This is a genomic window from Actinokineospora sp. UTMC 2448, from assembly GCF_024760565.1.
GTDB classification, from domain to species: domain Bacteria; phylum Actinomycetota; class Actinomycetes; order Mycobacteriales; family Pseudonocardiaceae; genus Actinokineospora; species Actinokineospora fastidiosa.
Window position 1 is genome coordinate 6,643,372 of the sequence record NZ_CP031087.1, and the last position, 23,711, is coordinate 6,667,082.

A 23,711-nucleotide genomic window follows, 5' to 3' on the forward strand; every position below is an offset into this window, starting at 1 on the left:
TCACTCCGTGCGCAGCGACTCCACCCGGGTGGCGCTGCGCAGGAACGGCAGCGTCACCAGGCACACCAGCACGCCGAGGACCGCGGCCGCGCCGGTCATCACGCCCACGCCCGCCCAGTCGACCAGCAGCGGGTCGTTGGTCATCCGGTTGACCAGCGCGGCCAGGCCGACCCCGGTCGCCACCGCGACGACGACGCCGAGCCCGATGGGCACGCCGATCTGCCACAGCAGGGACCGGGCGATCGACCCGGTGGGCACCCCGCTCGCGGCCAGCACGGCCAGCGGGCGGCGGCGCTCCCTGATGTGCTCGACGGCCAGCACCAGCAGGCTCACCCCGGCCAGCATCAGCGTGAACAGCGAGCCGATCAGCAGGCCGCGCTGGATGGTCAGGAACGTCTCCTGCTCCTCGGTGACGTTCGCGCCCATGTTGCCGTCGAAGTAGAAGTCGGTGCCCACGAGGTCGAACGTGGCGTTGCGGAGGTGTTCGATGGTGTCCGGGTTGGACGGGTCCATCATGATCCGCAGGCCGACCCCGCGGTCGTCGGCGCCGGGCGGGGCGGCGGCCGGGGTCACGAGCAGGTTCTCCGAGCGGCCCATGCTGTCCTCCACGGCGATCTCGCGCACCTCGGTCGGCAGCGTCCACTCCCCGAGCGCGGCCATGCCGTTCTCCGTCCACTCGATCGACGTCAGCCGCTGGCCGGGGGCGTAGCCCTGGTCGGCGAGCGCGTTCGGCCAGGTGAAGACGTCGCCGTCGGCGCAGTCCGCGACGCGGTAGACCCGCTCGATGTCCGCGCACGAGGCGATGGCCACGCCGAGGACGTTGTTCTCGTTCATGTCCGCGCTGAGGTCCGCGGTGGTGAACCGGGCGACCCACTCGACGCCCTCGACACCCGAGAGCAGCTCGGCGATCTCGTCCGCGCCGTCGGCCCCGACCCAGCCGCGGGCCATCGGCTCGGTCACCGCGCCGGTCCGCCCCGGCTGGTCGGTCTGGCCCAGCCCGACGGCCGATGCCTGGGAGAACAGCAGCGCCTGCAGGGCGATCGCGCCCGCCAGCACGACCGCGATGCCGCCGATCACCCGCGCCGACGTGCCGCTGTCCAGCTGGAGCCTGCGCACCGCGAGCTGCCACGACGGCGGGCCGCCGCGCAGCCGGGAGACCACGCGCTCGACCACGACCGGCAGCAGCACCGGCACGCCGACCAGCATGAGCGTCGTGCCCATGGCGATGCGGACCGCCCAGATGTCGCTGTTCTCGTCGCCCAGCTCCACCAGCAGCAGCGCGGCGCCCGCGGCGACCAGGAGCAGCCGCCACACCACCCGCCTGCGGACCGGCCGACTGAATCGGACCACCCCCAGCGGCTCGATGATCGTCCGGCGCAGCGCGGCCTGCGCGGTGAGGACGGCCAGCGCGGGCACGGCGACGACGATCACGCCGACCAGCCACCACGACGGCACGACGTCGGAGGGGTAGACGCCCACGCCCATCAGCCGCACGCTCGCGGCCACGGGCCGCAGCAGCAGGAACGCCACCGCGCCCACCACCAGCCCGGCGAGCGCGCTGACCAGCGTCTCGGCCGCCGCGATCCGCCTGACCTGGCGGCTGTCCCCGCCGACCAGGCGCAGCGCGGCGAGCCTGCGGTCGCGTTCGGCGCCCGCGATGCGGGTGCTGGACGCGACGAAGATGAACACCGGCACCAGCAGCGCCACCACGCCGAGCAGCAGGAGCAGCAGGAACTCCGGCTGCAGGTCCCGGTCGTAGGTCACCCCGAACTTGTAGACGGCGGTGACGTCGCCCTCGGCGTAGTCCTGGCGCAGCCCGGTGTAGGCCTCCAGGTCGTAGGGGTCGGCGACCGCCTCGGGCGGGAGCACGCCGACGACCCGCTGCGGGAACCTCGGGCGCAGCAGCTCGGACTCCGGGCTGTCCAGCAGCTCCTTGAGCGCCGCGGACACGTACATCTCGTCCGCGGCGGGCATGCGCGGCACGCCCACGGGCAGCGGCGAGTCCGGCCCGGTGCCGCGCAGCCGCTTGACGCCGATCCGCTGGCCGCGGAAGGACGTGCCGTCCCAGACCATCTCCGTCGGGGCGACGCCCTCGATCGGCGTGGAGTCGGGCGACTGCGCCATCGTGCGGTCGTCGCGGTTGCCCGCGATCGTCCCGACCGAGGCGGCCATCAGCAGCACCAGGACGGCGATGCCGACGCCGATGGTGCTCAACACGAACCGGGCGACGGAGGTCCGGCCGCCCCCGACGGCCAGCCGGACCCCGATCGCCAGGTCAGAACGCCACCCGCTCACGGAACCAGCTCCGGCGAGCGCGTCCGGCCGTCGCGCACGATGACCTCGCGGTCGGAGTACGCGGCCACCCTGGCCTCGTGGGTGACGAGCACGATCGCCGCGCCCGTCTCCCGCGCCGTCTCGACCAGCAGGCGCATGACCTGCTCGCCGTTGAGCGAGTCCAGCGCGCCGGTGGGCTCGTCGGCGAAGACGACCTTGGGCGCGGTGACCAGCGCCCGCGCGACGGCCACGCGCTGGCCCTGCCCGCCGGAGACCTCGCCGGGCCGCTTCGCGCCGACCTCGCCGATCTCCAGCCGGTCCAGCCACTCCCGGGCCCGCGCCTCGGCGACGCGGCGCTTGGTGCCGCCCAGCCGCATCGGCAGCGCCACGTTCTCCAGGCAGGACAGCTCGGGCACGAGCTGGCCGAACTGGAACACGAACCCGAACGCGCCGCGGCGCAGCGCGCTGCGCTCCTTGTCCGTCATGGCCGAGAGCTCGCGGCCCGCGTAGACCACCGAACCGGAGTCCGGCGCGACGATCCCGGCCAGGCAGTGCAGCAGCGTCGACTTGCCCGAGCCGGATGGGCCCATGACGGCGACGACCTCGCCCGCCGCCACGCTCATGCCCGCGCCGTCGAGGGCCGGGGTGCTGCCGAAGGTCTTGCGCAGGTCCGTCGCGCTCAGGATCGGGGTCATTCCGCCACCGCCTTGGCCAGCTCGGTCAGCCGCGCGGCGGTCAGCTCCAGCCAGCGCAGGTCGGCTTCCAGGTGGAACAGCGCGTGGTCGCAGATGAGCTGGTCGGCCAGGTCGCCGCCCTGCTTGCGCCTGGTCAGCTCCCGCATGGTCCGCAGGTGCGCCGCCCGCTGGACGTCGAGCACCTCCTCGGCGCTGCGGCCGGACATGAGGGCGAGCACGACCTTCGTGTAGAGCGCGCTCTGCAGGTACACCTGCGGGTTCTCCGGGGTCACCAGCCAGGCGCCGAGGTCGGTGACCCCGGCGTCGGTGATCGCGTAGCGCTTGCGCTCGGGACCGCCCCCGGCCTCGACGCCGCGCTCCTCCACCAGTCCGTTCTTCAGCAGCCGCGAGAGCGTGGCGTAGACCTGCCCGTAGGCCAGGGGGCGGTCCTGCCCGAAGTGCTCGTCGTAGACGCGCTTGAGGTCGTATCCGTGCCGCGGCCCTGTTTCCAGCAGGCCGAGCAGGGCGTGTCCGATTGACATGCCCGCGACTCTACAACACGCGTATACACCCCGTGCATAGGCGGTCTAGCTGGGAAGATCCGATCAGACGGTCAGGCAGAACGGGTGGCCCGCCGGGTCGGCGTAGACCCGGAAGGACTTGGCGTAGGTCTCGTCGAGGAGCTTCGCGCCCAGGGCCGTGACGCGCTCGTGACCCGCGTCGAGGTCGTCGACCCGCAGGTCCAGGTGCAGCATCTGCGGGTGCTCCCCGCCGGGCCAGGTCGGGGCGACGTAGTCGGGGATGCGCTGGAACGCGATCCGGCCGAGCGGTCCGTCGAGGTTCACCCAGCCGCCGTCGTCGTCGACCTCCGGCTCATCGGGCCACTCCAGCACGCGCCGGTAGAAGTCGGCGAGGGCGGCGGGATCGGGGCAGTCCAGCACGACGGTGAGCCGGGTGGGCCGGGAGTCAGCCATGTCATCCTCCATTCGTAACCGGTGATCTTGAGTATGGGGGTTATCTCCGATCGCTGCAACCGGTATCGGGCCTACAGTGGTGTCGTGACCACCGACCACGACGTGGAGCTGGTTCTCGATTTCCTCAACACGGTCGACCTCGACCGCGGCACCGACGTCCTGGCCGATCCGCTGGCCTGGCAGGCCTGGCTGGCCGACCGGGGACTGACCGGCGGGCCGCTGGCGCGGGTGCGGGCCGTGCGGGCCGGACTGCGGGCCGCCGTCGGCGGACCGCCCGCGCCCCCGCCCCCGCCGGTCGAGGTGCGGGTCGAGCTCGTGGCGGGCATACCCAGGTTCGCCGCGGTTGATGTCACCGGCGCGGTGCTCGCCGCGGCGAGCAGGCTCGCGGTGCTCGACGAGTGGGAACGGTTCAAGATCTGCCCGGCCGACGACTGCCAGTGGGCCTTCTTCGACCGCTCGCGCAACCGCAGCCGGACCTGGTGCTCGATGCGCGTCTGCGGCAACCGGGAGAAGGCGCGGGCCTGGCGCGAGCGCGCCAAGCTCAGCCTCTAGGCGCCGTCAGCCGATGAGCTGGGCGACGGTGTAGATCGCCAGCCCGGCCAGCGCGCCGACCACCGTGCCGTTGATCCTGATGAACTGCAGGTCCCTGCCGACCTGCAGCTCGACTTTGCGCGCGGTCTCCTCGCCGTCCCAGCGGCGGACCGTGTCGGTGATCAGCGTCGTGATCTCGTCGCGGTAGTTGAGCACGACGTGCGCCGCGGCGCCCTCGACCCAGCCGTCGGCCTTGGCGCGCAGCGCGTCGTCGGACTCCAGGCGCTCGCCCAGGGTCACCAGGCCCGCGCGGACCCGGGTCCGCAGCTCGCTGGACGGGTCGCCCGCGGCGTCGAGCAGCAGGCGCTTGGCCGTCGCCCAGATGGAGCCGATGAGCTTCTGCACCTCGGGGTGGTCGACGACCTGCTGCTTGAGCGCCTCGGCCTTGCCCATGACCTTCGGGTCGTGCTGCAGGTCGTGGGCGAACTCGCCGAGGAAGCGGTCCAGCGCCAGCCGCATCGGGTGGTTGACGTCGGTCTTGACGTTCCAGGCGAACGACAGCGCCTCGTTGTAGACCTTGTCGGCCACCAGGGCGTCGACGAACTTCGGCGACCACGTGGGCGAGCGGCCGGAGACGACGGTGACGATCTGGTCGTGGTTGCCCTGCACCCACTCGTATGCCTGGTCGCAGAGCAGGTCGACGAGCTTGTGGTGCGAGCCGTCGGCGAACACCCGCTCCAGCACCTTGCCCAGCGGCGGCCCCCACGGCGCGTCCATGATCCGCTTGACGACGGCCTGCTCGACCACCGCCTGCACGTCGTCGTCGCGCAGCACGGTCACCAGCCCGCCCGCCGCAGTGGACAGCTCGGCGGTGACCCGGTCGGCGTTCTCCCGCCGCGCCAGCCACGCGCCGAGCTTCGCCGCGACGCCGACGCGCCGCAGCCGCTCGCGCACGACGTCCTCGGACAGGAAGTTCGACCCCACGAAGTCGCCCAGGCTCTGCCCGAGCTGGTCCTTCTTCGTCGGGATGATCGCCGTGTGCGGGATGGGCAGGCCGAGCGGGCGGCGGAACAGCGCGGTCACGGCGAACCAGTCGGCCAGCGCGCCGACCATGCCCGCCTCGGCGGCGGCCTTGACGTAGCCCACCCACGGCGGCGCGCCCGCCGACTGCCACAGGGTCATGGCCAGGAAGATCAGGGTCGCGCCGCCGAGGAAGGCCAGCGCGACGCCCTTCATCCGGCGCAGGGCGCGGCGCTTCTCCAGCTCGGCGGGCACGGGGGCCAGGGCGCTCGGGTGGTCCACAGCCGCCATTGTCCGTGAGAAGGTGGCCCCATGTCGGAGACCCCGCTGGTGCCGCGACTGCGGCCGTTCACCTCGACCATCTTCGCCGAGATGACCGCACTGGCCGTGCGGACCGGAGCGGTGAACCTCGGCCAGGGCTTCCCGGACACCGACGGCCCCGAGGCGATGCTGGAGCGCGCGCAGCGGGCCATCGGCGAGGGCGTCAACCAGTACCCGCCGGGGCCGGGCATGCCCGAGCTGCGGGCCGCGATCGCCGCCCGGCGGGCCCGCTTCGGCCAGGAGTTCGACCCCGACACCGAGGTGCTGGTCACCGTGGGCGCTACCGAGGCCATCGCGGCGTCGCTGCTCTCGCTGGTCGAGCCCGGCGACGAGGTGACCGTGTTCGAGCCCTACTACGACTCCTACGCCGCGTCGGTCGCCATGGCGGGCGCGACGCGGGTGACGGTGTCGCTGGCCGAGCAGGAGTCCGGCCGCTTCGGCGTCGACGTCGACGCGCTGCGCGCCGCGGTGACCCCGCGCACGCGCGCGGTCCTCGTCAACAGCCCGCACAACCCGACCGGCACGGTGTTCACCCGGGATGAGCTGGCCGGGATCGCGGCGGTCTGCGCCGAGCACGACCTGATCGCCATCTGCGACGAGGTGTACGAGGACCTGGTCTTCGACGGGCACGCCCACCTGCCGCTGGGCGCGTTCCCGGGCATGGCCGAGCGGACGCTGACCATCTCCAGCGCGGGCAAGAGCTACAACTGCACGGGCTGGAAGATCGGCTGGGTGTGCGGGCCCGCGCCGCTGGTGGGCGCGGTGCGCGCGGCCAAGCAGTTCATGACCTTCGTCGGCGGCGCGCCGTTCCAGCCCGCCGTGGCGCACGCGCTGTCCCATGAGGACGCCTGGGTGGCCGCGCTGCGCGAGTCGCTGTCGGACAAGCGCGAGCGGCTGTCCGCTGGCCTGGCCGACGCGGGCTTCGCGGTGCGGCGGACCGAGGGCACCTACTTCGTGTGCGCCGACGTGCGCCCGCTGGGTTTCACCGACGGCCTACAACTGTGCCGCGAGCTGCCGGAGAAGGCAGGCGTGGCAGGCGTTCCCGTGCAGGTGTTCACCGACAACCCCGACCGCTGGCGCCACCTGGTGCGGTTCGCCTTCTGCAAAAAGGACGAAGTGATCGACGAGGCTTTGGCACGACTGCGCAAACTCCGCTGACCCCCGTCACCCGATCGGCTGAATTCCACCGTCTGTGACTGCGCCACCCGTGGTTCGGGCGGAGGTATCCGTCTTTCCGGGTGGAACCCGCCCGGTTAGGGTGCGGTGACGCGACTCGGTGCTGGATAGTGGCTGGGTCGTCGTAGCGGCATCGGGAACCGCCGGGACGGAAGTGGGGTGAGGCCGTGGACACCACACGCGCCCGCGCCTCGCTGCTCTGGTTGCGCAGGCTGGCGGTGGTCGCCGGGTTCCTGTTCTGCGGCTGGCTCATCGGCGCCACCGCGGCGACCGCCGACTCCGGACTGTCCGATCTGACCGATGAGCTGATGGACCGGGCCGCGGCGGGCGAGGACATCTCCACCCTCATCCACTCCGCGTTCGAGGTCGTCGACCCCCAGCCGCAGCGGCAGGAGTACGCCGCCGAGGAGCCGGAGCCCGAGCAGACCAGCTCCGCGCAGGGGTCGGCCAGCTCGACCCGCGGCGTCGAGGTCGAGAACACGACCACCTACGGCGGCGTGGACTACGGACCCGGCCCGCGCGAGGTCACCACCGCCTCGGTGGCGGACCCCGTGCCGGTCGCCGTCGTCCCCGCCCCGCAGAAGGCCGCCCCGCCCGCCAGGGCGCCCGCGCCCGTCAAGCCCGCGCCCGCCCCCGCCACCCGCGCCGTCGAGGTCCAGCGGGCCCCGGCCGCGCCCGTCGCGGCGGCCGTCGCGGCCGAGCCGTCGGACGACGGCGAGCGCACCGCGCCCGCCGAGCGGCCCGCGGAGCCGCCCGCCCCGCCCGCGCCGAGCACGCCCGCCTCCGGGTCCTCGGCCGGATCGGCGCACGACGGCGGCGGCCAGGCCCGCGGCGCGCTCGGCGTGCTGGCCACCCGCGATCACGCAGCCACGCCGTCCGGCGGTTGGCCGATCGTCTACCCCCAGGTGCTCGGCGCCGCGGTCGAGGCCGCGGGCTCCCCGACGTGCCGACCTGACTGACCCCGTTCCCGCGGGACACGTGTGCCCTTTTCCGGGCTGATCCTTCCGATGACCGATCGACCCGTGACCGATCGACCCATGACCGATCGCCTCGCGACCAACCCGTTCGTGCCCGACCGCGCCCGGGCGCGAGCGGGGGTCATCGCCCCGACGCCGCGATGCCCCCGCGGCGTCGGGGCACACCCCCAGACCCGCCGATCCGCCTACCGCGCCAGGACGGATCGGCTCCCCGCCTCGACACCGCGATGCCCCCGCGGTGGTCGAGGCGCCTTGGCCGCCCGCCGCCCCGGCACGACGTGGGGCCGTGCCGGGGATGACCTCGGCGGGCAGGCCGGGGAACGCGGTGCGCTGGATGGCGTGGAGAGCGCCATCCAGCGCACCGCCTTGTCGGTTCTTACTCGGCTCTCCCGCACGGCCACCACTCAGGCGACCGGGATGAGCCCGTCGGTTCCCTCCGAACCAGGCGATCCGGTGACGGACGCGGCGACCAGCGACAGTCTGCGCACGGCCTCGCCGAGCCGGTCCCCCGGCAGGGTGAACGGCAGCCGCAGCCACCGCTCCAGCCCGCCGTGGGCGCTGAACCGCGACCCCGGCGCCACCCGCACCCCGACCGCCCGCGCGGCCACGGCCAGCCGCGACCCGATCGGCCCGGGCAGCTCGCACCACAGGCTCAGCCCGCCGTCGGGCACCCGGAACGCCCAGTCCGGGCAGTGCTCGCGCACGGCGGCCGCCAGCACGTCCCGCTGGGCGGCCAGCTCGGCGCGGCGGTGCGCCAGCGCGGGCTCCGGGTCGGCGTAGAGCTCGGCCAGCACCAGCTGCTCCAGCACCGGGGATCCCAGGTCGAAGGCGTGCCGGGCGGCGGCGAGCCTGCGCACGACCTCGGCGTCGGCGCGCACCCAGCCCAGCCGCAGGCCGCCCCAGTGCGACTTGCCCGCCGACCCGATGGTGATCACCGTGCCGGGCCCCGACAGCGGGGCGGGCGGGCGCGCGGGCGCGCGCAGGTCGAGTTCGGCGAGCGTCTCGTCGACGACCAGGGGCGTGCGGGCGCGCGCGGCCAGCCGGGCCAGCCGGTCGCGGCCGTCGGCGTCGAGCAGGTGCCCGGTCGGGTTGTGGAAGTCGACGATCGCGTAGGCCAGCCGCGGGCCCGCCTGGCGCAGCGCCGCGGCGATGCCGTCGAGGTCCCACCCGTCGTCGAGCAGCGGGACGGCGACCGGGATGGCGTGCGCCGCGGTGATGGCGTCGATGGCGTTGGGGTAGGTCGGCTGCTCGACGAGCACGCGGTCGCCGGGTCCGGTGAACGCGCGCAGCACCAGGGCCAGCGCGTGGTGGGCGCCGTTGGTGACCAGGATCTGGTCCGCCGAGGTGGGCAGGCCGCGGGCGGTGTAGCGGGCGGCCAGGCGCTCGCGCAGGACGTCGAGCCCGTAGTCGTGGTAGCCGTGGCCCGCCAGTTCGGCGGCGAAGACGCCGCGCACGGCGTCCAGGGCGTGGGCGACGGCGGGCGGCGCGGCGGGCGCGGCGCGGGCCAGGTCGAGCGGCTGCTCGCCCGTGTCGTCGGGGCCGCGGCCGGGTCCGGGCAGCGCGGTCCAGGTGCCCGCGCCCCGGCGGGTGCGGACCAGGTCCTCGGCGCGCAGGACGTCCCATGCCGCGGCGACCAGGGTCCGGCTGACGCCGAGGGCGGCGGCGACCTCGCGCTCGGCGGGCAGCGCGGTGCCCGGCGGCAGCCTGCCGTCGAGCACGAGCAGGCGCAGGGCGCCTGCGAGCGCGGCCGAGCCCGGCCTGCCGCCGGTCTGCCAGCCGCCCAGCAGGCGGGCCAATCGGGCGCCGGAGATTCGTCCCACGGGATGCACCAGGCCAATTTATGCCGATTGGCTATCGGTGCACAGGCCAATCTCGGTGAGGATGGCTCGCATGACCGCTCTCGACCTCAGCCCTGTCCCGGTCCGGGTCCGCCCCGGCCGCCGCCTGCCCCAGCTCGTCGGGGGTCTGGCCCTCTACGGCGCGAGCATGGGCCTGCAGATCGAGGCGGCGCTGGGCCTGGCCCCGTGGGACGTGCTGCACGAGGCGCTGCACAAGCTGACGGGGCTGAGCTACGGGACGGTGACCGCGCTGGTCAGCGTCGCGGTGCTGCTGTGCTGGATCCCGATCCGGCAGCGGCCGGGGGTGGGCACGGTGGCCAACATCGTCATCATCTCGGTGGCGGTCGACCTGACGCTGTACCTGCTGCCGACGCCGGAGCACCTGGCCGTGCGCGCCGCCATGCTCGTCGCCGGGATCGTCCTCAATGGACTGGCGACGGCCGCCTACATCGGCGTCCGGCTCGGCCCCGGCCCCCGCGACGGGCTGATGACCGGCCTGGCCGCCCGGTCCCGCTTCTCGCTGCGGGTGGTGCGCACGGCCATCGAGATCGTGGTGCTCGTCACCGGGTGGCTGCTCGGCGGCACGGTGGGCCTGGGCACGGCGGCGTACGCCCTGCTCATCGGCCCGCTGGCGCAGGCGTTCCTGCCCTACGTCGCCTGGCAGCCGCGCGCTTCGGCCCAGATCGGACATTAGAGTCGGGGGCGTGACCGCCATCGCCTTGCCCCGCTGGAGCCTCGCCGTCCCGCCGCTGAGCGTGCTGATCCTGGCCTTCGGGTGGGGGCGCGCCGAACTCGGTCCCGTCCTGCTGCCGTTGGTGTGCCTGGGTTTGGGCGCGGCGGTCGTCGCCGCGGTGCACCACGCCGAGGTCGTGGCGCACCGCGTCGGCGAGCCGTTCGGCACGCTGATCCTGGCGATCGCGGTCACCGTCATCGAGGTCGCGCTGATCGTGACCCTGATGACCTCCGGCGGCGACAAGGCCGCGACCCTGGCCAGGGACACCGTGTTCGCCGCGATCATGATCACCTGCAACGGGATCGTCGGCCTCGCGCTGCTGGTCGGCTCGCTGCGCCACCGCGTGCAGGAGTTCCGCGCGCACGCCTCCGGCGGCGCGTTCGCGGTCGTGCTCGCCCTGGTCACGCTGAGCCTGGTGCTGCCGACGTTCACCACCAGCAGCCAGGGCCCGACGTTCTCCGGCGCGCAACTGGCCTTCGCCGGGGTGGCGTCGCTGGTGATGTACGCGGTCTTCGTGTTCGTCCAGACCCTGCGCCACCGCGACTACTTCCTGCCCAAAGTGGACACCACCCCGGACGACCACGCCGAGGCCCCGACGACCAGGACCGCGCTGACCAGCCTCGGCCTGCTGCTGGTCTGCCTGATCGCCGTCGTCGGGCTGGCCAAGACGGTCTCCCCCACCCTGGAGTCCGCCGTGGCCGCCGCGGGCGCGCCGCTGTCGCTGGTCGGCGTGCTGATCGCGCTGCTGGTGCTGATGCCCGAGACCGTCGCCGCCGTGCGGGCGGCGCTGCGCAACCGGCTGCAGGTCAGCCTCAACCTGGCGCTGGGCTCGGCGCTGGCCAGCATCGGCCTGACGATCCCGGTGATCGCGGTCGCCTCGATCTGGCTGACCGGGCCGCTGGTGCTCGGGCTGGGCGGCAAGGAGCTGGTGCTGCTGGCGCTCACCGGCGCGGTGGGCACGCTGACCCTGGTGTCCGGCCGGGCGACGGTGCTGCAGGGCGCGGTTCACCTGATGGTGTTCAGCGCGTTCCTGTTCCTCGCCGTGACGCCGTGATCCAGCCCCGGACGTCGGTGTAGCGCAGCCCTAGGTCGGCCTCGGCGCCGAGGGCGAGCAGGGCGAGGAGCACGTGCTCGTCGCCGATGAAGGTGTCGCGGCAGTCCAGCGCCTCGCGCAGGGCCCGTTCGAGCACGCGTTTGGCCTCGGCCGTGAACGTGGTGTGAAATCGCCGCCTGCCCCGCTTCGGCGCCATCGCGCCCGTCCCGTGCTCGCGCTCGACGGCCGCGACCACGGCGTCGAGGTCGATGCCCAGCTTGGCCAGCGCCTCGGCGTCGGCCTCGCTGAGGCCGCCCCTGCGGTGCTTGGCGGCCAGCGTCTCGGCCACCCGCTCCCGGTCGACGCCGAAGTGCGCCAGGATCGCCGCGCCCGTGGTGTGCTCGCGGTCGAGCAGGGCCAGGACCAGGTGCTCGGGGGTCACGACGGCGTCCCCCTTGGCGACGGCGTCGCGCACCACCTCGCGCGCGGCCGCCGTGAACCGCTCGAACATCACTGCCTCCCGTACTTCTTGTGCACGGCCTGCTTGGTGACCCCAAGCTCGGCCGCGATCTCCTGCCAGGACCAGCCGTGGGCGCGCGCGCTGCGCACCTGCACGGCCTCCAGGCGTTCCAGCAGCTTCCGCAGCGCGGCGACGGCCCGGAGCCCGGTCCGGGGGTCCGCGTCGCCCGCCGCGTCGGCCAGTCGGGTCGCTTCGGTCATGGCGTCAACTCTGGTTGACGGAGGCCCGGGTTGTCAACCCCGGTTGACGATGGGGATGATCGGGCGCATGGCGGAGGTCAGGGTCGCCGAGCAGGCCGGGCTGGGCGCGGACGGCCGGGCGCGGCCGAGCGAGGACGTCGTCGTGGTGCTGCCGTCGGCGGTGATCCTGCTGGACGGCGCGACCTCGGCGACCCATCCCGCCGGGCAGTACGCGGTGGCGCTCGCCGCGCAGCTGGCCGGTCGGCTGACCGCGGCGCCGGAGGTCGGGCTGGCCGACCACCTCGCGGGCGCGATCAGGGCCGTGGCCCGCCACCACGGGTTCACCCCGGGCGACAGCCCGTCGAGCACGGTCGCGCTCGCCCGCTGGGACGAGTCCGCTGTGGAGGCGCTGGTGCTGGCCGACAGCCCGGTCGTGGCGTTCCACCCGGACGGCGGGCACACCGTCGTCGCCGACACCCGGCTGCGCGACCTGCGCCCGGTCACCGCCGAGCAGGTCGCCGGGCTGCGCAACCGGCCGGGCGGCTTCTGGGTGGCCGAGGCGCTGCCCGGCGCCGCGCGCGAGGCCGTCCAGGCGCGGTGGGACCGCGCCGAGGTGACGGACCTGATCATGGCCAGCGACGGGGTCTCCTGCGGGGTGGACGACTACGGCGTGCTCACCTGGCCGTCCATCCTGGACACCGTGCGCGCCGCGGGCCCGTTCGCGGTCCTCGACGCGGTCCGCTCGGCCGAGGAGTCCGACCCGGACGCGCGGCGCTGGCCCCGGTCGAAGCGGCACGACGATCAGGCCATGGTCTGGGTGGACCTCTCCGGCTGACCGCCCTCGGCGCGCAGGCCGTCCACGACGAGGGCCAGCAGGCGCCGCCACGGGCCAGACTCCCGGATCACCTGCGACATCGCCCAGGTCAGCGTCGTCAGGTCGGCGACGGAGAAGTCCGGGCGCAGCCGCCCGCCCGCCTTGGCGCGCTCGATGACCTCGTCCGCGCGCCCGACACCGCGCACGCAGTTCGCCTCGACCTCCGGCCCGGTGGGGAACCGGCGGGCGATGGCGTCGTTGAGGCCGCGGTCGCCCGCCTGCAGGGCGAAGATCCCCTCCAGGAACGCCACGAAGCCCGCCCACGGGTCCGGCTCGGCCAGCGCCCGCTCGGCGAGCCGGTCGAGTTCGGCCAGCCGGTCGGGGAAGATCGCGTCGAAGAACGCCTGCCGGGTCGGGAAGTGCGCGTAGAGCGTGCCGATGCTGAGCCCGGCCCGCTTGGCGATGTGCTCCATCGGCACGTCCATGCCGCGCTCGGCGAACAGGGCCGCGGCGGCGTCCAGCAGGCGGCCGCGGTTGCGCGCGGCGTCGGCCCGCAGCGGCTTGTCCACCGAGTCAGTCTACAAACCCGAGGGAACCCTCGGTTTTTCTGCTAGCGTCTAAGTCGAGACAACCCTCGACTTAAGGAGTTGGCGTATGCCGACCGCTGTCGTCCTCGGTGTCGGGCCCGGGCTGGGCATGTCCGTCGCCCGGCGCTTCGGCCGGGAGGGCTTCGACGTCGTCCTGGTCTCCCGCTCCGCGGACCGCCATCCCGACTACCTGGCGGCGCTGCGCGCGGACGGCGTCGCCGCGACCGCGTACGCCGCCGACGTCCGCGACACCCCGGCGCTGCTGAGCGTCCTCGACCACGTCGGCCCGGTCGACATGCTCTACTTCGGCCCCGGCGCGGCGGACCTCGACAACCTTCCCGCGCCCATCACCGAGACCACGCGCGCGGCCGTCGACGCGGCGATGGCGGGGATCTACCCGGCCGTCGACGCGGTCCGGCGCGTGCTGCCGGGCATGGTCGAGCGCGGCTCGGGCGGGCTGCTGTTCGCGGGCGGGCTCAGCGCCGTGCTGCCGATGCCGCCGCTGGGCGCGCTGGCGCTCTCCTCGGCCGCGCTGCGCACCTACGCGCTGACGCTCAACGCCGCGCTGGCCGACCAGGGCGTGTACGCGGGCATCCTCACCATCGGCGGGCTGATCGACCGCGGCGACATCCACCGATTCATGGGCGAGCGCTTCGGCGATGTCGCCGGGACCACGCTGGATCCCGACGCCATCGCCGACGCCGCGTGGGACCTCTTCACCCGGCGCGACCGGGTCGAAGAGGTGTTCAGCGTCCTCTAGGCCTTGCCCAGCCCGATCCACTCGAAGCCCGCCCGCCGGGCCACGGCCGGGTCGAGCAGGTTGCGGGTGTCGACGACGACGGGCCTGCGGACCGTCTCGGCCAGCCGGTTCCAGTCCAGCGAGCGGAACTCCGGCCACTCGGTCAGCACCACGATGGCCTCGGCGTCCTTGGCCGCCAGGTACGGGTCGTCCACGACGGTGATCGACGAGACGTCCGGGTGCGCGCAGTCGGAGCCCAGCGCCGGGTCGTACCCGGCCAGTTCCGCGCCCGCCTGCCGCAGCAGGGCGGCCACGGCCAGGGCCGGGGAGTCGCGCAGGTCGTCGGTGCCCGCCTTGAACGTCAGGCCGAACAGCGCCAGCCGCAGGTGCGACAGCGACCCGGTGCGCTTGCCGGTGACGGCGACCCGCACCTTCTCCACCATCCGCTGGCGCTGGCGGGTGTTGGTGTCGATCGTGGCCCGCAGCAGCCGGAACTCGAAGTCGGCGGCGTCGGCCAGCTGCAGCAGCGCGGCGGTGTCCTTGGGCAGGCACGACCCGCCCCAGCCCGGGCCGGGCATCAGGAACGCCTGGCCGATGCGCTTGTCGTAGCCCATGCCCTCGGTCACGTCGGTGATGTTCGCGCCGAGCCGGTCGCACAGCTCGGCCACGGCGTTGACGTAGGACAGCTTCATCGCCAGGAAGCAGTTGGCGGCGTACTTGACCAGCTCCGCGCTGGGCGCGTCGGTGAGCACCGTCGGCGCGCCCAGTCGCGAGTAGAGCGCGGCGACCCGCTCGGCGGCGTCCTGCTTGTTGCCGCCGACCACGATCCGGTCGGGGTTGAGGAAGTCGTAGACCGCGGTGCCCTCGCGCAGGAACTCCGGATTGGACACCACCGCCACGTCGTCGCGGCCCAGCAGCTCGGCCGTGCGCTCCGCCGTCCCCACCGGCACGGTCGACTTGTTGACGACCACGCACCCGTCGGGCAGCAGCTCGCGGACCTCCTCGACCACCGACTCGACGATGCTGAGGTCGGCCACCCCGCCCACGCCCATCGGCGTCGGGACGCAGAGGAACAGCACCTCGGGCCCGTCCGGGAAGTGCCCGACCGCGGCGGCCGCGCCCAGCACGAAGCTCAGCCGACCGGCGGCGATGCCCTCGGCGACCAGCTCGGCCAGCCCCGGCTCCAGGATGTCGACCTCGCCTGCGGCCAGCCGGGCGAGCTTGGCCGCGTCGACGTCGGCGCAGACCACCTCGTGGCCGAGCGAGGCCAGGCAGGCCCCCGTGGTGAGGCCGACATACCCGGTTCCGACCACGGCGATCCGTCGTACGAACACCGCTACCCCTCTCGCAGTCGTTCGGCGACGCGGGCCGCGGCGAAGGTCCGCAGCGCGTCCTGGTCGCGCAGGTCCACCAGCTGGTTGCCCCAGCGGTCCTTGGGCGCCACCCCGGGTCCGGTGCGGCGCTCGGCGGCGGGCCAGCCGTCCGGGAACGGCCCGGCCGACCGGAAGCCCAGCAGCTCGTCGTACACGCCGACGTAGGCCTGGGCCTGCGGGCGCCAGTCCAGCACGCGCTCGGCGCGGCGTCGACCCTGCGCGCCCAGTTCGGCGCGGCGGGCCGGGTCGTCGATGAGGTGCAGCACGGCGTCGGCGAGGCCGTCGGTGTCGCCGGGCTCGACGTAGACCGCGCAGTTGCCCGCGGACACCACCGTCTCGGTGAGCCGGTAGGCCACGACGGGCAGCGCGTAGGCCATGTACTCCATGGTCTTGTTCATCGTCGAGACGTCGTTGAGCGGGCTCTTGGGGTCCGGCGACAGGCCGACGCAGGCCGAGGACAGGTACCGGGAGATCTGGTCGGGCCCGACCCGGCCGGTGAACTCCACGTAGTCGTCCAGGCCCAGGTCGCGGCACTGGCGCTTGAGGTCGTCGAGGCAGTCGCCGAAGCCGAGCAGCGCGAAGCGGACGTCCGTGCGGCCGTGGAAGTGCACGATCCGGTCGGCGACCTCCAGCACCCCGTCCACGCCGTCCTGCGGGCCCATGATCCCCAGGTAGGCCACCAGGTGCTTGCCCCCGCGCAGCGGCGGGTCGGGCACGTACGCCGGGCGCATGACCGAGGTGTCCGGGCCGGACCGCACGACGGTGGTGTGCTCGCGCCGCACGCCGCCCCGCCGCACGGCGATGTCCTGGTAGGACGTGTTGGTCGAGATCACCCGGTCGGCGGTGCGGAAGGTGCGCCGTTCGAGCCACTTGAGGACGGCGAGCTGCAGCTTGCCCGCGCGGCCGGTCGGCTCGCCGAAGCGGGAGCGGAAGACCTCGGGGTTGAGGTCGTGGTGGTCGAAGACGAACTTGACCCCGGCGGCCTTCCAGGGCAGCGCGAGCGCCCAGTACGTGTCCGGCGGGTTGCAGGCCTGCATGACGTGGAAGCGGGCGCGGCGGCGGACCTTGAGGGTCAGCGCGGCCGTGCGCAGCCAGCAGTAGAGGAACTCCCACGCGTAGCCGAGCAGGCCGTCGGCCTGACGCGGCGGGGCGTACTTGTAGAGGTGCACGCCGTCCAGCACGGCGTAGCCGGGGTCGCCCGGGCCCTTGGGGCAGATGACGGAGACCTCGTACCCGGCGGCACGCAGGGCGCGGCACTCCAGCCACACCCTGCGGTCCAGCGGGACGGGCAGGTTCTGCACGATGATCAGCACATGCGGGGCCATCCAGCCCGACCTCATTCCTCGCGACAGGGCCGACACCTCAAGTTCGGCCGCGCCGGGGCTGTTGTTACACACCGTGGCCGTCGGGCGATGTGCAGGACGAGGGCTCGCCGGTGGTGGAGGTGTTCGGGTGTACGTGGCCTCGACCAGAGGCAGGGGTTCTGTGCCGCCATCCGCCGGTAGCCGCGTGCCGACCACCGTCGTCCTGCTGGGCACGGTGAGTCTGCTCACAGACGTCTCCTCGGAGATGGTGACCGCCTTCCTGCCCGTCTACGTGATCTTCAACCTGCAGATGTCGTATCTGCAGCTCGGTCTACTGGACGGGATTTACACCGGCGCGACCGCCGTGCTGCGGTTGGTTGGCGGGCACGTGTCCGATCGGATCCGCCGCCCGAAGGCCGTCGCCGTCGCCGGGTACGGCCTGTCCGCCGCGACCAGGCTGGGCTTCCCGCTGGTCGGGGCGTCCGCGGGCGGGCTGGGCGGCGTGCTCGCCCTCGACCGCGCGGGCAAGGGCCTGCGCACGGCGCCGAGGGACGCGCTGATCTCGCTGTCCACCCCGGCCGACCAGCTCGGCGCCGCGTTCGGCGTGCACCGGATGATGGACACCGTCGGTGCGCTGATCGGCCCGCTGGCGACGTTCGCGGTGCTGACCTGGCTGACCACCAGCCCCGGCCCGATCTTCATGATCAGCTTCTGCTTCGCGCTGCTGGGCGTGATCGTCCTGGTGTTCTTCGTCCGCGAGCACCGCTTCACCGGGCCGCGCACCGCGGTCGTCTTCCGCGACGCGCTGGGGTTGCTGCGTCACCGCGGGTTGCGGCGCACCACGGTGGCGGCCGGGCTGCTCGGGCTGGCGACGATCTCCGACGCGTTCGTGTTCGTCGTCCTGCAGCGCGCGTCCGGGGTGTCGCCGACGCTGCTGGCGTTGATGCCGGTGGGGACGGCGCTGACGTTCCTGGTCCTGGCGACGCCGCTGGGCAGGCTGTCGGACCGCGTCGGGCGCTGGCGGGTGTTCTTCGCCGGGCACGTGGTGCTGCTGGCCGTGTACCTGTTGCTGCTGGGACCGTTCGACGGGCTGGCGCTCGTGATCGTGACGGTGGCGCTGCACGGCGTGTTCTACGCGGCCACGGACGGCGTGCTGATGGCGCACGGGGCGACGCTGGTGCCGGAGCGGCTGCGGGCCAGCGGGCTGTCGATCGTCCAGACGGGGCAGGCGCTGGCGCGGTTCGCGTCGTCGGTGGGGTTCGGGGTGCTGCTGACCACCCTGCCGTTCACCGCGGCGGTGCTGGTCGCCACGGGGGCGCTGGTCGCGGTGTTGGTGGCTGTCGTGCTGGTGATCCGCCCGGAGGTGTCCTGAGTGGTCGAGTGGCTGGGGCGGCACCGCGTCGCCGTCGGTGTGGCGTCGATGGTCATCGTCGTGATCGCGGCGTTGGTGTACGTGGTGAGCACGGTCCGCTCGGAGCGGGCGACGGGATCGGCCCCGGGCGCGGCGGTGTCGTCCGGCCTGCGGTTCGTGGACAACGGGGGCGGCCGCAACCTGGTCTCCGATGTGGACCCGTCGGGGGTGCGGACGTCGACGGAGATGTCCTGCCTGCGCGTGTATACGGCGAATGGGACGACGGTGTGCCTGCGCATGGGGCTGCCGGGGGCGTATGAGGCGGCGGTGTACGTCGGGGAGGCGCTGGTCCGCACGGTCCCGCTGCCCGGAACCCCGAGCCGCGCCCGGGTGTCGGCGTCGGGCCAGATCGTGTCCTGGACCGTCTTCGTCACCGGGGACTCGTACCTGGCGCCCGGCGGCTTCTCGACGAGGACGGGAATCCTGAACCTGAGCACCGGGGTGCTGGTGGAGTCGCTGGAGGAGTTCCCGACCGTGCTGATCGAGGGAAAGCCCGACAAGCGCGCCAACGAGAACTACTGGGGCGTGACCTTCACCGGCGACGACAACACGTTCTATGCGACATTGGGCTCCGGCGACCAGACGTGGCTGGTCAAGGGAAACCTCACCAACCGCACGGTGACCTCGGTCCGCAAGGACGCGGAGTGCCCGTCCCTTTCACCGGACGAGACCCGGATCGCGTACAAGAAACGCGCAGGCCGCCTGGGCGGCTGGCGGTTGTTCGTGTTGGATTTGGCGTCCGGCACGGAAACCGAACTACCGGGCTCGGACGGCGTGGACGACCAAGCGGCCTGGCTGGACCAGAACACGGTCGCGTACGCCAAGGTTCCCAGGGGCGGAAAACCAACCATCTACACCTCCCCAGCAGACGGCTCAGGCACCGCGACCGAACTCATCCCAGGCGCATCCTCCCCGTCCCCACGCGACTGATCTCCGTTCGGGGGATTTTGCCGTAGGTGACAATCGCGGCTCGCTTGATTCCCCGGCAGTACCGTGGCGACGTGAACGAGAGCCCCCGCCCTGTGGAGGAGCGGATCGCGGCGTTGGAACGGGAAGTGGCCAGCGTCCGGAGAATCGCCGAGGACGCGCGAGCCGACGCGGAGGCGGTGCGCACGCTGGCCACGAGCACCGACCGCGATCCTGCGGTGACCCGCGAGCAGATCGAGCGCGGCCACCGCCTGACGCGGCTGGAGGACAAGCTCGATCGGCATTTCCACCAGGTCAATGAGAAGTTCGCCGCTGTCCATCGCCGGTTCGACATCGTGACCGCCGGGATCCGGCACATCACCGCGCTCCTGACCCAGCACATCGAGAAGACCCGATAGCCGCAGGGCTCCTTAAGGCTGTCGTACCGGTTTTCCCGCTGCGTCGGTGTTTCCTGACCATTGCGCGATTCCGCCGCCGTCTAGGAGGACTTCGCCCCAGCCGCCCTTGGTGGGGCCGAAGCGGTTGTTCTTGATGATCGCGCCGCTCAGCGGGGTGCCCAGGCGGAGGATGTAGCCGCCGCCGGCGAGGTAGTTGCCGGTGACTTCGAGGTTCTTCGCCGGGTTCTCCGCGCTCGGCATGACGAAGATCGCGCCGTTCTGGTGGGCGCCGTCGTAGGCGAGGCCGTTGACGCTGATGTCGATGCGGTTGTTGCGGATCTTGAGGTTCGGGCCGCCGTAGGCCTGGATGCCGTCGTTGTGGGTGTTGTTCGGGGGTGAGCCGAAGACGCGCATTCCGTGGATGTGGTTCTGCTCGATGAGGCTGTCCCCGCGGCCATTCTGGATGCCGTCCGGGGCGCCGGAGATGTCGTTGCGGATCAGGGTCATCCGGGCGTCGCCGTGGATGACGCCGTTGCCCCACTGCGGGCCCGGGATCTGGTCGTCCTTGTACGTGATCGTGGAGTCGCGCACGTCGACGTGGCCGCTGATGGCCATCAGCGGGGACCAGCTGCGGTGGTTGCCCTCGATCACCGAGCCGCGGATCGTCAGGGTGCCGTGGCCGCTGTACTCGACGCCGCCCTTGACCCAGACGCCCTCCAGCGTCACGTTGCCGCCCCCGAAGCGCAGGGCGCCCTCGTTCCACTCCGTGCCCGGCGGGGCCGACGCGGGGCCGTCGACGACCTTGAGGCGCTGGCGGTCCCCGCGGAAGCCGACCTGGCCGGGAGCCGGGACCGCGCCCGGGGCCAGCGCGCCCGGCGGCGCGGCGGTCTTGGACGTCGTCGGCTTGATCGTCGCCGTGGCCGACGTCGGCGCGGAGGTCACCGACGTCGGCGGCAGCAGGCTCGTCGTCGGCGGCGCGGTGGTCGGCGCCGGCTGGATCACCACCGGGTCCGGCGGCGGGACGGGCAGGTCGGGCGCGGGTTTCCCGGCCAGCGGCTTGCACGCGGCGACCAGCACCACGGCCGCCACCGCGGCGAGCAGGCGGGCGGATAAGTCCGCGGCCATGACGTCCTTCCCATCCGGCAATCCCCCGACGCCGTCGGCACTGTATGCACAGACGCCGCCAGATCACAACGAGGTCACGACGGACCCACCCTCGGTGTCACCGACGGTGACCCACCGGCACCAGTCGACGCTGGGTAACGATTCAACCGGGGAAGCGATGCCTCACCCGGGAGACCCATCCGAGAACAGGACGCCGCCGATGCTCGCTGCCACCCGCGCCGAACTGCGCGGTCCCGCGCCGCGCGCGACCGTCCCGTGGTGGCGGACGGCGACGGCGCTGGCCTGCGTGCTCGGCGCCATCCGGGTCGCGGTGGTGGCCGCCGCGCCGTATCCGCAGGCGGTCGGGCTGTTCGACGACGACGCCTTCTACTACTTCGGCGTCGCCCGGCACATCGCCGAGGGCGACGGGTCCACGTTCAACGGCATCGACCCGACCAACGGCTATCACCCGCTGTGGCTGCTCGCCCTCGTCCCCGTGTTCTCGATAGCGGACAGTCACACCGCGCTCGTCGCTGTGAGCCTGCTCTCATTCGCGGTGCTCATCGGCGCGGCCCGGCAGATCGATCGGATCGGCGCGCTCACTGCCCGTCCCGTGCTCACGTTGGCATGGGCGACGCCGCTGCTGGTGACCGGCACGGCGGGCCCGTCGTTCTTCTTCTCCGGCATGGAGACCGGCCTGCTCCTGCTGGGCCTGCTCTGGCTGGCCGCGACCTGGCTGGCCTCCGACGGGTTCACCGCCCCCTGGTTCGGCGTCGGCGCCGCGGTGGCCACCGGCACGCTGATGGCGCTGACCGTCCTGGCCCGACTCGACGCCGTCTTCCCGATGGCGCTGCTGGGCGTGCTCGCCCTGGTCACCTGGCGCCGCATGGGTTTGCCCTGGACGCGCCTCGGCGTGGCCATCGCCGCCGTCCCGGCGCTCACGCTGGCCACGTACCTGGCGGTCAACCTCGCCGTGTTCGACACGCCGCTGCCGGTGTCCGGCCAGGCGAAGGCGCTCGGCGGCGGGCTGAATCCGGGCGTGGTCGGCCAGTTCCTGGTCTCCCCGGTCGTCTTCGGCGTCCCGACGCTGCTCGGTGTCGCGGCGCTCGTCGTCGTCATCGCCGCCGTGCTCCGCGGGCAGCCCGGTCTCCTCGGCAGGTCCGCGCAGTTCGGCGCGGTCGTGCTCGGGGGCGGCGTCCTCACCGTCGCCTACTACGCGCTGACCTCGTCATGGCAGCTGTGGCCCTGGTACTTCTCGGCGGCCCCGCTCGCCGTCGCGCTGGCCGGGCCCGCCGTCGCCGCGGGCCGCACCGAGCGGCTGCCCCTGCGCGGCCTGGCCACCGGGGTCCTCGCGGTGCTGACGGTCGCGGCGGCGGGGATCACCGCGGTCCGCGCGGCGGGCGGCGGCGTCGAGCGGTCGGCGTTCATCGAGGCGGGCCCGGCCGCGGCCCGGCAGATCGACGCGCTGCTCCCGCTGGGCGCGCCCATCGCGATGGGCGACAGGGCGGGCAGCGTCGGCTACCACCTGCACCGGCCGCTGGTGCACCTGGAAGGGCTGGTCAACTCCGCTGAGTACCTCGACGCCATGCGCGCGGGCACGGTCGGGGACTTCCTCGCCGAGCGCGGCGTCGCCCTCTACGCCCGCGGCGACGCCGACCCCGGGGAGCCGGTGCCCGAACGGCCCGGCTGCCACCGGTTCACCGAGCCGCAGCAGGGTGGCGGCGTCAAGTTCACGCTGGTGGTGTGCGACCGTGATCTCGTGCTGACAACCCCGTTGAGTGACGGCACGTCCTACCGCGTGTGGCTTTATCGCGCCGAACCGCCGCGATGACGCCGCCGAACGGCCTAACGGCCCTCGGGACTGCACTACATGGAGTAACGGTCGCCCCGGTGGCCGCGATGGTAAAGCAGGCGCTGCGTCGTGGGTTGGGGCACGAATGGACTTCTGGAAGACTCTTCTAGTACTGCTCAAGCGCTGGTATGTGGCGCTTCCGGTGTTCGTGATCACGGTCGGCGCCGCGGGCGGCGTCTACCTCACCACCCCGATGGTCTACCAGTCGACCGGACTGCTGGTGCTGACCTCGCCGTCGAGCGGTCCGACCAGCATCGAGGACAAGGAGACCGGGCAGACCAACCCGCTGCTCGCCTTCGACTCCAGCCTGGCGATCTCGGCATCGATCGTCATCCAGACGATCAACACGCCGGTCGTGGTCAAGGAGCTGGGCGCGGACAAGCCCGAGCACACCTTCGAGCTCTCCGGCGGCAACGAGGGCGGCCCGTTCATCAGCGTGGTCACCGAGAGCGAGTCCGAGCCGGGCGCGCGCGAGCTGGCCGTGCAGGTGCTCGACCGGGTCCGCGCGGAGCTGACCAAGCGGCAGGAGGACCTCGGCGCCGCGCCGAGCACGTTCATCGGGGTCAACGAGATCGTCGCCCCGACCGAGCCGGAGGCGCTGACCGGCGGCAAGCTGCGCGCCGCTGGCGTGGCGATGGTGCTGGGCTTCTCGGCCTGCCTGGGCGCGGTGTTCGGCCTGGAGAGCTTCCAGAACCGCAAGCGCGGCAAGGACGAGCCCGATGACGCCGTCGAGACCACGCCGGCGCCCGTCGAGCCGGTGCGCCCCGCGCCCCGGCACACGATGGAGCGCACCCAGCGCATCCGCCCGATCCAGCCAGCCAACGGCAAGTTGGCCAACGGCGTGCCCGCCGCGAAACCCCTGCCGAAGCCCGGCGCCAACCAGGCCGGGGCGTGGCCCGCCGAGGAGTACCGCGAGCCGCCGACCCGGATGGTGCGCCCCGCAGCGAAGCAGCCCGAGTCCGACGGCTGACCG

Annotated in this window: 24 protein-coding genes; 12 read left to right on the forward strand and 12 right to left on the reverse strand. The window is 73.2% G+C overall.

The features are described 5' to 3' along the window. The 4 genes from Actkin_RS30730 to Actkin_RS30745 all read right to left on the reverse strand — a co-directional run bounded on the left by Actkin_RS30730 (nucleotide 1) and on the right by Actkin_RS30745 (nucleotide 3,922). Complete coding sequence (locus Actkin_RS30730) at nucleotides 1–2,295, reverse strand: ABC transporter permease (RefSeq protein WP_189209332.1); 2,295 nt, start codon at nucleotides 2,293–2,295, stop codon at nucleotides 1–3. After that, nucleotides 2,292–2,969: an ABC transporter ATP-binding protein gene (locus Actkin_RS30735; RefSeq protein WP_258905172.1), complete on the reverse strand. Its 678-nt coding sequence runs from the start codon at nucleotides 2,967–2,969 to the stop codon at nucleotides 2,292–2,294. The genes Actkin_RS30730 and Actkin_RS30735 overlap by 4 nt, the downstream gene beginning before the upstream one ends. Beyond that, nucleotides 2,966–3,490, reverse strand: a complete 525-nt coding sequence (locus Actkin_RS30740; protein ID WP_189209330.1) for a PadR family transcriptional regulator — start codon at nucleotides 3,488–3,490, stop codon at nucleotides 2,966–2,968. Before Actkin_RS30740 ends, Actkin_RS30735 begins: the two co-directional genes overlap by 4 nt. 63 nt (nucleotides 3,491–3,553) lie before the next feature. Next, entirely contained in the window at nucleotides 3,554–3,922 is a 369-nt protein-coding gene (locus Actkin_RS30745) for a VOC family protein (RefSeq protein WP_189209329.1), read from the reverse strand. 84 nt (nucleotides 3,923–4,006) lie between these two features. On the opposite strand from Actkin_RS30745, the gene Actkin_RS30750 reads away from it, so the two are divergent. Further along, entirely contained in the window at nucleotides 4,007–4,474 is a 468-nt protein-coding gene (locus tag Actkin_RS30750) for a CGNR zinc finger domain-containing protein (protein ID WP_229786639.1), read from the forward strand. A gap of 6 nt (nucleotides 4,475–4,480) precedes the next feature. On the opposite strand, the gene Actkin_RS30755 is transcribed toward Actkin_RS30750, so the two are convergent. Then, the gene (locus tag Actkin_RS30755; protein ID WP_229786763.1) at nucleotides 4,481–5,689 is read right to left on the reverse strand and encodes a DUF445 domain-containing protein; all 1,209 of its coding nucleotides are present in this window, start codon (nucleotides 5,687–5,689) and stop codon (nucleotides 4,481–4,483) included. Between the two features lie 96 nt (nucleotides 5,690–5,785). Between Actkin_RS30755 and Actkin_RS30760 the strand changes: the two genes are divergently transcribed. Both Actkin_RS30760 and Actkin_RS30765 read left to right on the forward strand, forming a co-directional pair. Beyond that, complete coding sequence (locus tag Actkin_RS30760) at nucleotides 5,786–6,952, forward strand: pyridoxal phosphate-dependent aminotransferase (RefSeq protein WP_258905173.1); 1,167 nt, start codon at nucleotides 5,786–5,788, stop codon at nucleotides 6,950–6,952. Between the two features lie 185 nt (nucleotides 6,953–7,137). Next, nucleotides 7,138–7,929 carry a hypothetical protein gene (locus Actkin_RS30765; RefSeq protein WP_258905174.1) on the forward strand — a complete coding sequence of 264 codons (792 nt, stop codon included), beginning with the start codon at nucleotides 7,138–7,140 and terminating at the stop codon, nucleotides 7,927–7,929. A 422-nt stretch (nucleotides 7,930–8,351) separates the two neighbouring features. On the opposite strand, the gene Actkin_RS30770 is transcribed toward Actkin_RS30765, so the two are convergent. Further along, the gene (locus Actkin_RS30770) at nucleotides 8,352–9,776 is read right to left on the reverse strand and encodes a MocR-like transcription factor YczR (RefSeq protein WP_258905175.1); all 1,425 of its coding nucleotides are present in this window, start codon (nucleotides 9,774–9,776) and stop codon (nucleotides 8,352–8,354) included. A 61-nt stretch (nucleotides 9,777–9,837) separates the two neighbouring features. On the opposite strand from Actkin_RS30770, the gene Actkin_RS30775 reads away from it, so the two are divergent. Next, nucleotides 9,838–10,479 carry a membrane protein YczE gene (locus tag Actkin_RS30775; RefSeq protein WP_396122905.1) on the forward strand — a complete coding sequence of 214 codons (642 nt, stop codon included), beginning with the start codon at nucleotides 9,838–9,840 and terminating at the stop codon, nucleotides 10,477–10,479. A 19-nt stretch (nucleotides 10,480–10,498) separates the two neighbouring features. After that, complete coding sequence (locus tag Actkin_RS30780) at nucleotides 10,499–11,572, forward strand: calcium:cation antiporter (RefSeq protein ID WP_396123015.1); 1,074 nt, start codon at nucleotides 10,499–10,501, stop codon at nucleotides 11,570–11,572. Here the strand turns inward: Actkin_RS30780 and Actkin_RS30785 are convergent. Continuing rightward, nucleotides 11,538–12,062, reverse strand: coding sequence for a Clp protease N-terminal domain-containing protein (locus tag Actkin_RS30785; protein WP_229786637.1), 525 nt, complete (start codon nucleotides 12,060–12,062; stop codon nucleotides 11,538–11,540). The two genes, Actkin_RS30780 and Actkin_RS30785, sit on opposite strands and share 35 nt — an antisense overlap. Next, a complete protein-coding gene (locus Actkin_RS30790; RefSeq protein ID WP_189209322.1) occupies nucleotides 12,062–12,271 on the reverse strand; it encodes a helix-turn-helix domain-containing protein in 210 nt (69 codons plus the stop codon). The genes Actkin_RS30785 and Actkin_RS30790 overlap by 1 nt, the downstream gene beginning before the upstream one ends. 67 nt (nucleotides 12,272–12,338) lie before the next feature. On the opposite strand from Actkin_RS30790, the gene Actkin_RS30795 reads away from it, so the two are divergent. Continuing rightward, on the forward strand, nucleotides 12,339–13,085 hold the full coding sequence (locus tag Actkin_RS30795; RefSeq protein ID WP_258905178.1) for a protein phosphatase 2C domain-containing protein: 747 nt from the start codon (nucleotides 12,339–12,341) through the stop codon (nucleotides 13,083–13,085). Here the strand turns inward: Actkin_RS30795 and Actkin_RS30800 are convergent. Next, nucleotides 13,052–13,633 (reverse strand): TetR/AcrR family transcriptional regulator, encoded by a 582-nt coding sequence (locus Actkin_RS30800; protein WP_258905179.1) that lies wholly within the window; start codon nucleotides 13,631–13,633, stop codon nucleotides 13,052–13,054. The two genes, Actkin_RS30795 and Actkin_RS30800, sit on opposite strands and share 34 nt — an antisense overlap. A gap of 85 nt (nucleotides 13,634–13,718) precedes the next feature. Between Actkin_RS30800 and Actkin_RS30805 the strand changes: the two genes are divergently transcribed. Further along, the gene (locus Actkin_RS30805) at nucleotides 13,719–14,411 is read left to right on the forward strand and encodes an SDR family NAD(P)-dependent oxidoreductase (RefSeq protein ID WP_258905180.1); all 693 of its coding nucleotides are present in this window, start codon (nucleotides 13,719–13,721) and stop codon (nucleotides 14,409–14,411) included. Here Actkin_RS30805 and Actkin_RS30810 read toward each other — a convergent pair. Together Actkin_RS30810 and Actkin_RS30815 are read right to left on the reverse strand one after the other, a co-directional pair. Continuing rightward, on the reverse strand, nucleotides 14,408–15,724 hold the full coding sequence (locus Actkin_RS30810) for a UDP-glucose dehydrogenase family protein (RefSeq protein ID WP_189209318.1): 1,317 nt from the start codon (nucleotides 15,722–15,724) through the stop codon (nucleotides 14,408–14,410). The genes Actkin_RS30805 and Actkin_RS30810 overlap by 4 nt on opposite strands. A 2-nt stretch (nucleotides 15,725–15,726) precedes the next feature. After that, the gene (locus Actkin_RS30815; protein WP_258905181.1) at nucleotides 15,727–17,088 is read right to left on the reverse strand and encodes a glycosyltransferase family 4 protein; all 1,362 of its coding nucleotides are present in this window, start codon (nucleotides 17,086–17,088) and stop codon (nucleotides 15,727–15,729) included. 127 nt (nucleotides 17,089–17,215) lie between these two features. Between Actkin_RS30815 and Actkin_RS30820 the strand changes: the two genes are divergently transcribed. From Actkin_RS30820 to Actkin_RS30830, 3 genes are all read left to right on the forward strand, one after another. Further along, on the forward strand, nucleotides 17,216–18,439 hold the full coding sequence (locus tag Actkin_RS30820) for an MFS transporter (protein ID WP_373292333.1): 1,224 nt from the start codon (nucleotides 17,216–17,218) through the stop codon (nucleotides 18,437–18,439). Then, the gene (locus tag Actkin_RS30825; protein ID WP_258905182.1) at nucleotides 18,440–19,408 is read left to right on the forward strand and encodes a TolB family protein; all 969 of its coding nucleotides are present in this window, start codon (nucleotides 18,440–18,442) and stop codon (nucleotides 19,406–19,408) included. 92 nt (nucleotides 19,409–19,500) lie between these two features. Then, nucleotides 19,501–19,803: a hypothetical protein gene (locus Actkin_RS30830; protein ID WP_258905183.1), complete on the forward strand. Its 303-nt coding sequence runs from the start codon at nucleotides 19,501–19,503 to the stop codon at nucleotides 19,801–19,803. Nucleotides 19,804–19,815: 12 nt separating this feature from the next. Here Actkin_RS30830 and Actkin_RS30835 read toward each other — a convergent pair whose 3' ends face one another. Continuing rightward, nucleotides 19,816–20,907, reverse strand: a complete 1,092-nt coding sequence (locus tag Actkin_RS30835; RefSeq protein WP_258905184.1) for a right-handed parallel beta-helix repeat-containing protein — start codon at nucleotides 20,905–20,907, stop codon at nucleotides 19,816–19,818. 199 nt (nucleotides 20,908–21,106) lie between these two features. Between Actkin_RS30835 and Actkin_RS30840 the strand changes: the two genes are divergently transcribed. After that, nucleotides 21,107–22,717, forward strand: a complete 1,611-nt coding sequence (locus Actkin_RS30840; protein WP_258905185.1) for a hypothetical protein — start codon at nucleotides 21,107–21,109, stop codon at nucleotides 22,715–22,717. Nucleotides 22,718–22,823: 106 nt separating this feature from the next. Next, on the forward strand, nucleotides 22,824–23,708 hold the full coding sequence (locus Actkin_RS30845; protein ID WP_258905186.1) for a YveK family protein: 885 nt from the start codon (nucleotides 22,824–22,826) through the stop codon (nucleotides 23,706–23,708). Nucleotides 23,709–23,711: the final 3 nt, after the last annotated feature.

What these genes read in the sequence shown, in the direction of transcription:
- Actkin_RS30735 (WP_258905172.1), bottom strand. Translation starts at nt 2,969, where the DNA reads ATGACCCCGATCCTGAGCGCGACGGACCTGCGCAAGACCTTCGGCAGC.
- Actkin_RS30740 (WP_189209330.1), bottom strand. Translation starts at nt 3,490, where the DNA reads ATGTCAATCGGACACGCCCTGCTCGGCCTGCTGGAAACAGGGCCGCGG.
- Actkin_RS30745 (WP_189209329.1), bottom strand. Translation starts at nt 3,922, where the DNA reads ATGGCTGACTCCCGGCCCACCCGGCTCACCGTCGTGCTGGACTGCCCC.
- Actkin_RS30755 (WP_229786763.1), bottom strand. Translation starts at nt 5,689, where the DNA reads ATGAAGGGCGTCGCGCTGGCCTTCCTCGGCGGCGCGACCCTGATCTTC.
- Actkin_RS30760 (WP_258905173.1), top strand. Translation starts at nt 5,786, where the DNA reads ATGTCGGAGACCCCGCTGGTGCCGCGACTGCGGCCGTTCACCTCGACC.
- Actkin_RS30775 (WP_396122905.1), top strand. Translation starts at nt 9,838, where the DNA reads ATGACCGCTCTCGACCTCAGCCCTGTCCCGGTCCGGGTCCGCCCCGGC.
- Actkin_RS30785 (WP_229786637.1), bottom strand. Translation starts at nt 12,062, where the DNA reads ATGTTCGAGCGGTTCACGGCGGCCGCGCGCGAGGTGGTGCGCGACGCC.
- Actkin_RS30790 (WP_189209322.1), bottom strand. Translation starts at nt 12,271, where the DNA reads ATGACCGAAGCGACCCGACTGGCCGACGCGGCGGGCGACGCGGACCCC.
- Actkin_RS30795 (WP_258905178.1), top strand. Translation starts at nt 12,339, where the DNA reads ATGGCGGAGGTCAGGGTCGCCGAGCAGGCCGGGCTGGGCGCGGACGGC.
- Actkin_RS30805 (WP_258905180.1), top strand. Translation starts at nt 13,719, where the DNA reads ATGCCGACCGCTGTCGTCCTCGGTGTCGGGCCCGGGCTGGGCATGTCC.
- Actkin_RS30815 (WP_258905181.1), bottom strand. Translation starts at nt 17,088, where the DNA reads ATGGCCCCGCATGTGCTGATCATCGTGCAGAACCTGCCCGTCCCGCTG.
- Actkin_RS30835 (WP_258905184.1), bottom strand. Translation starts at nt 20,907, where the DNA reads ATGGCCGCGGACTTATCCGCCCGCCTGCTCGCCGCGGTGGCGGCCGTG.
- Actkin_RS30840 (WP_258905185.1), top strand. Translation starts at nt 21,107, where the DNA reads ATGCTCGCTGCCACCCGCGCCGAACTGCGCGGTCCCGCGCCGCGCGCG.
- Actkin_RS30845 (WP_258905186.1), top strand. Translation starts at nt 22,824, where the DNA reads ATGGACTTCTGGAAGACTCTTCTAGTACTGCTCAAGCGCTGGTATGTG.